Annotated in this window: 10 protein-coding genes; 7 read left to right on the forward strand and 3 right to left on the reverse strand. The window is 37.5% G+C overall.

Translation table 11 applies throughout. The features are described from left to right. The first annotated feature begins 17 nt into the window (after positions 1–17). On the forward strand, positions 18–713 hold the full coding sequence (locus tag ASE92_RS13935; RefSeq protein ID WP_056850719.1) for a response regulator transcription factor: 696 nt from the start codon (positions 18–20) through the stop codon (positions 711–713). 228 nt (positions 714–941) lie between these two features. On the opposite strand, the gene ASE92_RS13940 is transcribed toward ASE92_RS13935, so the two are convergent. Together ASE92_RS13940 and mqnB are read right to left on the reverse strand one after the other, a co-directional pair. Then, positions 942–1,787: a menaquinone biosynthesis family protein gene (locus ASE92_RS13940; protein ID WP_056850720.1), complete on the reverse strand. Its 846-nt coding sequence runs from the start codon at positions 1,785–1,787 to the stop codon at positions 942–944. A gap of 41 nt (positions 1,788–1,828) precedes the next feature. Next, the gene (gene mqnB, locus ASE92_RS13945; RefSeq protein ID WP_056850721.1) at positions 1,829–2,455 is read right to left on the reverse strand and encodes a futalosine hydrolase; all 627 of its coding nucleotides are present in this window, start codon (positions 2,453–2,455) and stop codon (positions 1,829–1,831) included. Between the two features lie 102 nt (positions 2,456–2,557). On the opposite strand from mqnB, the gene ASE92_RS13950 reads away from it, so the two are divergent. The 4 genes from ASE92_RS13950 to ASE92_RS13965 all read left to right on the forward strand — a co-directional run bounded on the left by ASE92_RS13950 (position 2,558) and on the right by ASE92_RS13965 (position 8,401). Beyond that, positions 2,558–2,968, forward strand: a complete 411-nt coding sequence (locus ASE92_RS13950) for a 6-carboxytetrahydropterin synthase (RefSeq protein WP_056850898.1) — start codon at positions 2,558–2,560, stop codon at positions 2,966–2,968. Positions 2,969–2,982: 14 nt separating this feature from the next. After that, positions 2,983–3,618 (forward strand): GTP cyclohydrolase I FolE, encoded by a 636-nt coding sequence (folE, locus tag ASE92_RS13955; protein WP_056850722.1) that lies wholly within the window; start codon positions 2,983–2,985, stop codon positions 3,616–3,618. Between the two features lie 82 nt (positions 3,619–3,700). Next, positions 3,701–4,582 (forward strand): ACP S-malonyltransferase, encoded by an 882-nt coding sequence (gene fabD, locus ASE92_RS13960; protein ID WP_056850723.1) that lies wholly within the window; start codon positions 3,701–3,703, stop codon positions 4,580–4,582. Between the two features lie 90 nt (positions 4,583–4,672). Then, complete coding sequence (locus tag ASE92_RS13965; RefSeq protein WP_056850724.1) at positions 4,673–8,401, forward strand: HAMP domain-containing sensor histidine kinase; 3,729 nt, start codon at positions 4,673–4,675, stop codon at positions 8,399–8,401. Between the two features lie 13 nt (positions 8,402–8,414). Here the strand turns inward: ASE92_RS13965 and ASE92_RS13970 are convergent, their stop codons facing one another. After that, the gene (locus tag ASE92_RS13970; RefSeq protein ID WP_056850725.1) at positions 8,415–9,317 is read right to left on the reverse strand and encodes a hypothetical protein; all 903 of its coding nucleotides are present in this window, start codon (positions 9,315–9,317) and stop codon (positions 8,415–8,417) included. Positions 9,318–9,523: 206 nt separating this feature from the next. On the opposite strand from ASE92_RS13970, the gene ASE92_RS13975 reads away from it, so the two are divergent. Continuing rightward, positions 9,524–11,068, forward strand: a complete 1,545-nt coding sequence (locus ASE92_RS13975; RefSeq protein ID WP_056850726.1) for a glycoside hydrolase family 10 protein — start codon at positions 9,524–9,526, stop codon at positions 11,066–11,068. A gap of 381 nt (positions 11,069–11,449) precedes the next feature. Next, on the forward strand, positions 11,450–12,610 hold the full coding sequence (locus ASE92_RS13980) for an acyltransferase family protein (protein ID WP_056850727.1): 1,161 nt from the start codon (positions 11,450–11,452) through the stop codon (positions 12,608–12,610). Positions 12,611–12,673 lie beyond the last annotated feature (63 nt).

Raw genomic sequence — 12,673 nt, forward strand, 5'->3', positions numbered from 1 at the left:
TCAATAAAATAACGAAAATGAAAAAAATACTTCTGGTAGAAGACGATCCAAATTTAGGTTTATTACTACAAGATTATTTGCAGCTAAAGGGCAAATTTGATGTGGTGCTTTGTACAGACGGAGAAGAAGGTTTGCGGGCTTTTAATAAACAAAACTTCGACCTGTGTATTTTAGATGTGATGATGCCTAAAAAAGATGGATTTACTTTGGGTAAAGACATTCGCAAAGTGAATGCACAAGTGCCTATCATTTTTGCAACGGCAAAAACCATGCTGGAAGATAAATCTGCCGCTTACGATTTAGGTGGAGATGATTATATCACCAAACCTTTTCGTATAGAAGAACTATTACTGCGTATCAATGCGATGTTTAAACGCATATCGAGCAAAAGCGATGGGGCAGAAGAGGCACCTGAAACACAGTTTAATATTGGAAGTTATATTTTCGATTATACTACTCAAATCATTACAAACGGCGATCAGCAGCAGAAACTTTCTACCAAAGAAGCAGAGTTACTCCGTTTGCTTTGCTTGAAAAAAAATACAGTTTTAACCAGAGAAGAGGCATTATTAAGCATTTGGCACGACGATAACTACTTCAATGGACGAAGTATGGATGTGTTTTTGAGCAAATTACGTAAATACCTTCGGGGAGATTCGAGCGTTGAGATTATTAACGTTCATGGCAAGGGCTATAAATTGTTGGTGAGCTAGGTAAAGCGTTCAAACGTTGGATTGTTGTAATTCTCTAATGTGGTCGGTGTGGACACCAACTACCAGCATAAATGTCTTGGTTGCTGAAATGGCTTTTACCTGTCGGTTGGTGTCTCACCAACCGAAATCTATGCAGAAGATTCTCTAGTTTTATTGCCCAATTTTCAATGGTCGGTGTGGACACCAACTACTAGCATAAAAAGTGATTGGAATATTGCTTTGACCAGTTTACAAATACAAATTTTGTTGAATTGGCGGAATGATGTTTCTTTCTTGTGCTAACTTAAAAAGAGTATCAACCGCTTTTCTCCCTTCTTCACCCAAATTTATGCTGTATTTGTTTACGTAAAGCTCAATGTGTTTGTACATCACGGCTTCATCCATAGCTTGCGCATGTTCTCGGATAAAATCGATGCCCGATTTAGGATGGGCAAATGCAAATTCTACCGATTGACGAATCAAGCGGTTTACCTTAAGCTGAACCTCTCTATCCAGATTTCTGTTGATTACAATGCCGCCTAAAGGAATAGCGCAGCCTGTCAGTTTTTCCCAATAATCACCCAAATCAACAATTTTATTCAAGCCTTTATCTTGGTAGGTAAATCTGTTTTCATGGATAATCAAACCCAAATCTATTTTGTCTTCCAGCAAAGCTGATTCAATTTCAGAGAATACCATTTCCTGCTTATTTTGCAATTGCGGATAGGCAATTCCAAGCAAGAAGTTCGCAGTGGTGTACTTTCCAGGAATTCCAATTCTTAACTCCGAATTCGGCATTTGAAGCCGAGAATCATTTTCATCGAAAGGATTTTTACTAATTAAAAGCGGTCCAACACCAAAGCCCAAAGCGCTACCGGCATCCAATAAAGCATATTGATTAGCCACATAAGCAAAAGCATGAAAACTTAATTTAGTGATGTCGAGCTGTCCTTTCAACGCCTTCTGGTTAAGCGTTTCCACATCATCATAGGTTACTTCAAATTCTAAACCTTCGGTATCAATTTTATGGTGGATTAGCGCATCGAAGATAAATGTATCGTTTGGGCAGGGCGAAAAACCAAGTGTAAGCTTCATGTTTTCAAAATTAACTACTGCAAAAAACTAATCCGTCATAATCAGTTCATTTCTGATATAAAAGAAATAAGCCAATCATTTAAGTTTTTAATAGCTAAACCCATTTTCCAGTTGTCTTTGTTTCGGGGTTCTACATAATTTGATACACTTCTCACTTGCAAACAATCAATAATTTCTTGTTTACAGGCATAGAAAACTGCCGCACCCTCCATGCTTTCGGTGGTTGGATTAAGCCTCCTTTTAAGGTTTTTAATGCTTCTTTCATTTCCGGTAACACAGTTTACGGTAATTCCGGTTACTGGTGGTAAATCAATATTTTTTTTATACCTCGATTTAAAATGATTTTCGCCGAAACCGAGGTCGGTGATTGTTAAAAATTCATCTCCATTTTCGGCTCCAAGTTCAGCGAAAATGTCTTCGGTCACATTTAAAACACTCCCTAACTCCACATTCCGATCAAAACAGCCAGCAATGCCCACATTCAAAACTAAACGGTATTTGTTGGCATTTAAAAACTGTCCTAAAGAAAAAGCGGTAGCAACCATCCCAACTCCCGTTATCAATAAATCGAAGTTTTTACTTTCGATAAAATCCCCTTCGGGCAAATTGAAATGCTGATAAAAAAATGTAACCTCGGCTTTGGTAGCGGCTACTACAAGAGTTTTCATGAGGTAAATTTAAGGCATTCTTTTCATTAAAATGTCTTTCTTTAAGCTTTGGCCCTTTGGCTTAAAGCTTTATCAGTATATTTGACCTTTTATTTTATTGTAATGATTTATATAACGAGAAAAGCATCATTTAATGCGGCACACAAACTTGCCAGACCTGATTGGGATGATGATAAAAATGCCGAAGTTTATGGTAAATGCGCCAACCCAAATTGGCATGGTCATAACTATTGGTTATATGTAACGGTTAAGGGCGAAGTAAATCCAGAAACGGGTTTTCTTGTGGATTTGAAGTGGCTTAAGGATGTAATGAATATTTATGTAGTTGATAAAGTTGACCATAAAAACTTAAATCTTGATGTAGATTTTATGAAAGGAAAACTGGCTTCTACAGAAAATTTAGCTATCGAAATTTGGAAGCAATTGGAAGCGCCGATTGCAGAAAGCGGAGCGATTTTACATTGTGTAAAAATTTACGAAACTGAAAATAATTTTGTTGAATACTTTGGTTAAAACCATCTAAATTAATGAGCACTAAAAACGTATTAAAAGACGAATCGATTGATGGCTATGTAAAAATAGACCGTTATAACGACGAGAAAATCGAAGCTGTCGCTACACATTACAAAGATATTCTTGGTCAACTAGGTGAAAACCCGGAGCGTGAAGGTTTGTTAAAAACGCCTGAGCGAGTGGCTAAAGCACTTCAATATCTAACTCATGGTTATGATTTAAAGCCGGATGAGATTCTGAAATCGGCAATGTTTGAAGAAGATTATAGCCAAATGGTTGTGGTTAAAGACATTGAAGTGTATTCAATGTGCGAACACCACATGTTGCCTTTCTTTGGAAAAGCTCACATTGCTTACATTCCAAACGGACATATTGTTGGGTTAAGCAAAATCCCGAGAGTGGTTGATGCGTTTGCTCGCCGTTTACAAGTGCAGGAGCGTTTAACAAATGAAATCAGAGATTGCATTCAAAATACTTTAAATCCGAAGGGCGTTGCAGTTGTAATCGAATGTAAACACCTTTGTATGGCGATGCGTGGCGTACAAAAACAAAATTCTGTAACCACCACTTCAGCTTTTACAGGTAGTTTTTTAAGCAATGATAAAACCAGGGCTGAATTTTTAAGATTAATTACGGCAAGTTTAGATTAAACCCCCGGCCCCTAAAGGGGAGCAGGGAGCGTTATAAATAATTTATAAACATTTTAATTTCCCCTTTAGGGGATTAAGAGGTATGAAAGCATATATTTTTCCTGGACAAGGAGCACAATTTGTAGGCATGGGTAAAGATCTTTATGAAAACCCACAGGCTGCAGCATTATTTGAAAAAGCAAACGAAATTATCGGTTTCCGCATTAGCGATATCATGTTCGGTGGAACAGATGAGGAATTGAAACAAACCAATGTAACCCAGCCAGCAATTTTCTTACACTCGGTTATTTTGGCAAAGGTTTTAGGTGATGATTTCAAACCTGATATGGTTGCTGGTCATTCTTTAGGCGAATTTTCATCATTGGTAGCTGCCAATGCTTTGAGTTTTGAAGACGGCCTGAAATTGGTTATTGCCCGTGCAAACGCCATGCAAAAAGCTTGTGAGGCGCAACCTTCTACTATGGCGGCTATTTTAGGCCTAGCTGATGATGTAGTAGAAAGAATTTGTGCTGAAGTTGATGCAGTAGTGGTTCCGGCAAATTATAACTGTCCGGGCCAATTGGTTATTTCTGGTAGCATTGAAGGAATTGATTTGGCTTGTGCTAAATTAACAGAGGCGGGTGCAAAAAGAGCCCTAAAGTTAAATGTAGGTGGTGCGTTCCATTCGCCGTTAATGGAGCCAGCAAAAATTGAATTGCAGGCAGCAATTGAGGCTACAGCTATCTCGGCGCCAATATGCCCCGTTTATCAAAACGTAGATGCCAAGCCTTATACTGATCCAGCTCAGATAAAAGAAAATTTAATTAAACAATTAACAGGTGCGGTACGTTGGACTCAAACTGTTGAGAATATGCTGGCCGATGGTGCAACTGAATTTGTAGAAGTTGGGCCAGGTAATGTTTTGCAAGGTTTAGTTAAAAAGGTTAGTCGTGAGGTACAAACCATTAGTGCTGCCATTGCTTAACACCTTTATTCTATAAATTATTTTCAGCGCCATAAACAAACCGTTTATGGCGTTGTTTTTTGTCAATATTTAATATCTTTATCAAAATCGATGAAATTGAGCTTTGGTGTAAAAATTAGATTTCTACTGCTGGTTTTAGGTTGCTGTCTCATTGCAACATCTATTTCGTTGAGCAGATTTACTACCAAAAGTGATTTGTTGGAACGCGATGCTCACGAGGTTCAACAGAACCTCTTGGTAAAAGAAAGGGAAGTTGCTGCATTTTTAGCCAATAAAGCAGAGGTAGCGAAAGCAAAACAGCTCCATGTAAATCCAAATGATGCTATAGATTTTTTAAATACTTATCGAAAGATAAAAGGAATTAACCTCCTCACTTTTCAAAACAATCAGTTAAAATTCTGGAGTACCTACCGCGTTACAGATATCGATCCACGGACGATAAGAGAAGGAAGCTCCGTGCTTTTTTTTTCCAATGGATGGTACGAGGTAATTAAGAGTACAAAAGGCAATTTTAGTTTGGTTTTCCTCATCGCGATACAATCTCAATATCCATTTAAAGAAACGCAGTATTTTAAAAATGATTTAGATCCACTGCTATCAAATTCCAAACTACTTACACTGGCATCGTTTACTGATAAAGAGGTTTACAGTATTAAAAGTATTGACAATAAGTTTTTGTTCGGCCTAAAGGTAAAACCGGGCTATATAGAAGATTATTATTCTGTTACTCAGTTATGGCTTTTCGTGGCAGGATTGATAAGCATTTGTATGTTTTTCAATTCATTAAGCTCCTTCATTGCAAGAAAAGGACATATTGTTTGGGGTACCTGTTTATTGATGGTGTTCTTTTTAACGTTTAGGCTTTCGGATTTGTATTATGGATGGTTTAACCACCGGTTTCCACTCGATCTTTTCGATCCAAGGATCTATTCCGAAAGTTTTCTCATGCCATCATTGGGCGATTTTTTATTGAACGTAATTACGCTTACCTGGTTATTGCTCTTTATGTACAACCACAAAGAGCAATATAAATTTGCCGAATGGATCAGGAAAAGCAAAATTTTAGGCATTATTATTCACATTGTATTTTTGGCTTTTATTGCCACAATAGCTTATTTTAGCGATGAGGTTTTTTTCGGATTAATTTACAATTCAAAAATCAATTTTGAAATTATTAATATTCTAAAGCTGAGTGGCTCTAGCTGGGTAAGTATTGTAATCCTATGCCTGGTTTGGTTTCAGATTTACTTAATCACCACCATTTCTGCAACCGTTAGCAAGCAATTAAACGTAAGTAATAAGGAAAGATTAATCATCTTTTTAGCAGGTTTTGCAATTGTTTTCATTTATAAATTATCTACAGATTTTACTGCTTTTTTTATCGTTTTTGCACTTATCCTTTTAATTGTTTGTAGAAGTATTTATGTCGAAAAGGCAAAGTTTTCTATCGGCTTATTCGCCATAGTATTTTTTTGCCTTGCCTTTAATAGTTCTATTAAATACATTAAGTACAAAGATATTACGGAGCGCAGCCTTCGCGAGCCGCTTGCCCGGAAGGTACAATCATCAGAAGATCCAAATGCGATTGTAGCTTTGGGCAGTTTGGAGGGGCAATTATTAAATGATCAATTCTTGGTTAAATATTTTGCTGAAAGCGGAAAGTCTAACTATGCAGTATTGAAAAACCACCTTAAAAATTATCTGGATGGTTATTTAAGCCGCTACGATTATCAGATTTATCCTTACGATAAAAGCGGAATCGATATCAGCAACCCCAATGGGCAGCCTTTTAGGAAGTATAAAGGACTGGTAGAATCTGGCTCAGTTAAAATCGACGGCTCGAATTATTTCTATCAGGTGAATAATACTTTCGGCTATCAGGATTACTTCGGCATCATATCGGTGGTAAACAAGGGGAGTTTATTGGGTACTTTGGTTATCGAACTCCGTTCAAAACCATACAATTACAACAATAGATTACCCGATTTGCTCGGCGATCAAAAACTGATCAGAGACGAAGACTTTAAGGGATACTCCATCGCATTATACAGTAATAACCGCTTATTAAATCAATCCGGAAGTTATACTTACCCATTGGATGGTAAAATTTTTAATGGCAAAAAGGATGATTTTATCATGAGTAACGATAATGAATTAGATTATAGCCATTTAATTTATAAGCCTACTGAAAGCAAAATGGTGGTAATAAGTAAGCAAAAGGTGGGCTATGTAGAGCGATTAGCAGCGTTATCCTTCTTCTTTTTGGTGTTTATCATTTTCTCACTGGTATTATATGGATTAATCTGGTTAATTAAAAATCTGGATGATGAACGTGTAGGTTGGTTTAGCATTAATAGATCGTTGATGATTAACGCCAATAAAATTCTTTACAAAACACGTATTCAGGTTTCTATTGTGCTATCTGTAGTAGCCACGCTGTTAATTGTGGGCTGGGTAACCTATTATTATATGAATAATGAGTACCGTGGCCAACAAACCATTTCCATAAAAGATAAAATTAGAAAGGTACAGCAGAATTATGAGAAACAGGTTTTTAGCAAAGGGATTGTGGAAGATGAAGATGCGGTTGCTGATTTTGTGAATTTTGCTGATGTAAACAATGTAGATCTTAATTTATACAGTACGCAAGGAAACCTACTGATGACGACCTACCCTAAACTTTATAACTCGAAAGTGATAGGTCGAAAGATGGAGCCTTTAGCTTATACGTACCTAGATAAATTAAAACGATCTGAATATATCAATCCTGATGAAAAAATTGGCGATTTGATCTATGCTGCAGCCTACGCACCGATTAGAAATGCACAGAACAAAACAATTGCCTACATCGGTTTGCCAAATTATTCAAACGAAGAGGAGTACTCAGACAAAATAGCATTGTTTGTAAGTAATCTTATCAATATTTATGCTTTGGTTTTTGTGGCTGTTGGAGTTTTAGCAGTGTTTTTAGCCAACCAGATTACCAGTCCGCTAACTTTTATTCAAGAGAGTATTAGTAGAACGCGGATTGGACAACGCAATGAACCCATTGTTTGGCGCAGGCATGATGAGATCGGCTCTCTAATAAAAGAATATAACGGAATGATTGCCGCACTTGAGGCCAGTGCAGCAAAACTGGCCCGATCGGAAAGGGAAAGTGCCTGGCGGGAAATGGCCAAGCAGGTAGCCCATGAAATTAAAAACCCACTTACACCTTTAAAACTGGGTGTTCAATTGCTGGAAAAATCATGGAAGGAGAATGATCCAAATTTCGAGCATAAGTTTAATAAATTCAGCAAATCTTTCATTGAGCAAATAGATAGCCTATCTAAAATTGCATCAGAGTTTTCGAATTTTGCAAAAATGCCAGATACCAATTTAGAGAAATTGGATGTAATGCCGGTAATAGAACAGGCTCGTCAGGTATATAAAAACAGCGATAATGTAGAAATAAACGTACTTAATAAGTCGGAACATAGTATCCGGATTCTTGCAGATCATGATCAATTATTAAGAACGTTTAATAATCTTTTCAAAAATGCAATTGAGGCCATTGATGATGAATCTCACTGTTGCATTACAGCGGTGCTATATCATGATGATGAATACGCCTATATTGAAATTAAGGATAATGGAAAAGGGATTCCGGCGGTGTTACATGATAAAATTTTCGTGCCTAACTTTACTACCAAAACATCTGGAACTGGCTTAGGCTTGGCGTTTGTAAAGCAAGCCGTAGAAAATGCAGGCGGAACAATTAGTTTTACCTCTGTGATTAATGTAGGAACCACATTTTATTTAGCGTTTCCTCTGGCTTAGAACTGTAGGGATATTAACGAAGATCTACCTGGGCTTTACCCATCGTATTGCCGTCAGCATATAAGATTACAGTGTAAATCCCTTTGATAAAAGGTTTTGGATTTGCCCAATCTATCACATAAGTGCTATCATCATTATTATAATTGATGTAGATGGAGTGGCTGAACTGCATTTCTTGTCCATCGGCTTCAAACCTATTGCCTTCGTCGGCAAGTAAATTTCCCGCTGGATCGAAAACCCTTAAATAGATGTTGTGGTGACCTTTTTCTGCCAATTCGTTGGCAATAATATTAAAGCGAACGCTTAGTTTTTCGGCAGTTGATGATTTGGTAACCTCAACCTTTTTGCCACTTGATTTTGTTCTGAAAGCTACAATATCAGCACTTTGAAGTTTTAATACCGCTGCGGTTTTAACTTTTGCATTCAGGTTAGCGTTTTCACTTTCTAAACCCGAAGCTTTGTTGCTCATGTTTTTGAGCGTATTTTCTAAACTATCACGGCTGTTTTTGAGGAAAATATTGTCTTTTTGAAGCTGGATAACCTGATCATTATAGTTTTTTACAAAAGTTTTTAGCTCATTAATTTGGCTATTTGCTTTATCTAATTCGCCTTGAGTAATTTCTCCTTTCTCTAACGCCACCTTTAGCTCTGCAATTTTTTCTCTAGCTAACTTTTGTTCTTCGACTAGTTTTTCATTTAAATCCAGATTTAGCGCCTCAACTTTATCAAGCTCAACCTCGATTTTTTCTACTTCTAATCTCAGCTTATCCTTCTCAGTACTCACTGTAACAAATCGTTCGCTATGCTGTCGATCTTTAAAAAACAGGTAAGCATTTGTTCCAATAAGTGCAGCTATAACTATAACCAGAAAGTAAATTTTGTTTCTATCGCCTTTATTAATCTTTTGTGGTTCCATTTTTTAATAATGCTGTATCTTCTTAAATTAATATACTTTTGTTGTTCCATAGGTAAATGGAGTACACAATTAATTTTAGCAGGCGCAAATTATAATTTTTAATAAAAATTATAAGAGATTTTAAAAAAAATCGTTTAATTGCTAATGTTCGTTTGTATTCAAATTAACACAGGTACGCATCCCGAATCAAAAACAAGACAAGAATAATGCTTAAAAACTTACTATACGCACTTTTATCTTTAACCGTATTACCTTATATATTAAATGCTCAACCTTTAACAAAAATTGCACCAAAAAGAGAGTTTAGAGGGGTTTGGGTAGCTACTGTAACCAATATTGATTGGCCTTCCCGTCCCGGATTAACCATTGATCAGCAAAAGCAAGAGCTGATCGGTATTTTGGAAAGGCATAAAAGTCAAGGCATGAATGCCATCATTTTGCAGGTTAGGCCCGCTGGCGATGCATTTTATGCTAAATCGCGTGAGCCTTGGAGCCAATGGTTAATGGGTAAGCAAGGTTTAGCACCTGCACCTGGTTACGATCCGTTGGCCTTCGCTATCAAAGAAGCGCATTTTCGGGGTATGGAATTACATGCCTGGTTTAATCCTTATCGTGCAAGCATGAGCAGCAGTACCGTTTTTCATGAAGATCACGCATTTAAGAAACATCCAGATTGGTTTTTTACCTATGGAGGCAAAAAACAATTTGACCCGGGCATTCCAGAGGTTAGGGAATATATTGTGCAGGTAATACTAGATGTTGTTAAAGGATACGATGTTGATGGAATCCATTTTGATGACTATTTCTATCCTTACAAAATTGAGGGGCAAACGATTAATGATGCTGCAACCTTTAGCAAGTATCCAAACAATTTTACTGATGTTAGAGATTGGCGTAGAAATAACGTAGATCAGCTCATTAAACAATTAGATGATAGTATTCACCATTACAAAAAGTGGGTAAAATTTGGTGTCAGTCCATTCGGTATTTGGCGTAACAAATATGAAGATCCCGAAGGCTCGGCAACGAGTGGTTTATCCAACTATGCAGAGCTTTTTGCTGATAGTAGAAAATGGGTTAAAGAAGGGTGGGTAGATTATATCAATCCTCAAATCTATTTTACTTTTACCAGGCGAGTTGCTCCGTTCGGTACCTTGCTCGATTGGTGGAGCAATAATAGTTATGGCAGGCATGTTTACATCGGGCAGGGGGCGTATTTGGTAAATTCCAGAGCCGAAGCTGCTTGGAAAAATTTAACGGAAATACCCCGGCAGATCCGATATATCAGGGAGCATAACCGCATTCAGGGAAGCGTGTTTTTCAGTTCAAAATCATTGAGTACAGTGGCACGATCGGTAGGTGACTCTTTAAAAAATGATTTTTATAAGTATCCGGCCTTGCCGCCGCAAATGCCTTGGTTAGATGAAACCCCTCCAAATGAGCCACAATCATTAACGGCCGATGCCCTTAAAGATGGTGTCCATTTAAAATGGCAAAATCCACTAAAGGCAAAAGATGGGGAAACTGCTTCTGGATTTGTGATTTATCGCTTTACAGAAGGAGAGAAAATAGGAGTGCTCGATCCAAAAAATATTCTAAAAATTAGCTTTGAAGATTATCTTACATTTATTGATACTTCTGCCGAAGCTGGTAAAAGGTATAGTTATTTGGTTACGGCACTTGATCGATTGAAAAACGAGAGCGAACCAAGCGGACCAATAGGTGTAGAAATTCCAATAGCTAAGGAATAAAATCGTTAGGAAGCTTCTGGAATTAGGGCCTTCTGTATCGCTATAAATATTCTTTTTAGCGTAAAAAGCAGGGATAGATTTCTAGCCAGATTCAACAACTTCTAGAAAAAAAGTATTCCGGAAACGATAAGCTTAAGGGATTAAAGCATAAGGATGTGATACAATCGGGCCATGGAAAAGTTGGCCTTATTAACTAACAATTTGCAAAGTACTGACGCTAAAGAATAAGCCAGGTTTTAAAGTTGAAACTGTGCTCTTAATCGTTATCGAAACTCGGTCTGTTCTACTAGTGATCAGCGGCCGGCTAAACTTCATCAGTCAATTATTTCTCTATCCAAAAACAAAGCCTTAATTTAGTTTGCCTAAACCAAAGCTTAAATCATGACTGAACCGAAACAACGCTTGCTATCTCTTGATTTTTTTAGAGGATTAACCGTAGCAGCCATGATATTGGTTAACAATCCAGGTAGCTGGGGCCATATTTATGCGCCCTTAGCGCATGCCGAATGGAATGGCTGTACCCCTACAGATTTAATTTTCCCATTTTTCCTCTGGATTGTAGGTGTTTCAATAGCCTTTGCAATGAGCAGCAGCAAGGCCAATCCATCAACTCATGGGAAAACTATTGTCAAAGCCATTAAGCGGGGAGTGATTTTGTACTTTCTGGGTTTTTTTCTGGCTATTTTCGGAAAATTGATGGCGGTAGTTATCGATGGCAAAAGTTTAATCGAAGCCTTTCAAACCGTTAGATTATTAGGTGTTCTGCAGCGCATCGGGATTGTATTCATTATTAGCAGTATCATTTTCCTTAAATTCTCAAATAAAACGATCTTCAAAATTTTTATAGTGATTTTGGCCGTTTATTGGGCCTTGATGACATTTGTTCCTGTTCCAGGTATTGGCTACCCAAATTTGGAAAAAGAAACCAATTTGGCCGCCTGGATTGATAGAGGCATCCTCACTGAAGCGCATACCTGGGCCGCTGCGAAAACCTGGGATCCCGAAGGAGTGTTAAGTACCTTACCAGCTGTGGGAACTTGTTTATTTGGTGTATTGGTTGGTATTTGGATGAGAAGAAAAGACATTGATAGCCCAACAAAAGTAGCTTGGCTATTTTCTGTAGGAGTTGGGGCAGTGATATTTGGCCTGTTATGGGATCTTCAGTTTCCCATAAACAAAGCATTGTGGACAAGTTCTTATGTCTTGTACGCAGGAGGCTTAGCTTCCATCGGACTTGCAATATGTTATTGGCTTATCGATGTTCAGGGCTATAAGAGAATTACCACACCTTTTGTAGTATATGGCGTAAATGCGATCACCGTTTTCTTCCTGGCGGGATTAATGCCGAGGGTTCTAAATTTGATTAAAATAACAAACGCTGATGGCTCAAAAACGGGCCTGCTTGAAAAATTTTATACCACTTTCTATACGCCTTACTTTTCGCCCATTAACGCATCTTTAGTATGGGCGGTAAGTTATGTACTTGGGTTTTACGTGCTGCTTTACCTCATGTATAAAAAGAATATAATCATTAAGGTATAATTACTAAATTGGCAGAACAATCGATTGAACTGATTCCATCCAATTTGCGGTTGTTAAAATTAG

It is taken from the genome of Pedobacter sp. Leaf41, assembly GCF_001422545.1.
In the GTDB taxonomy this organism is placed as follows: Bacteria; Bacteroidota; Bacteroidia; order Sphingobacteriales; family Sphingobacteriaceae; genus Pedobacter.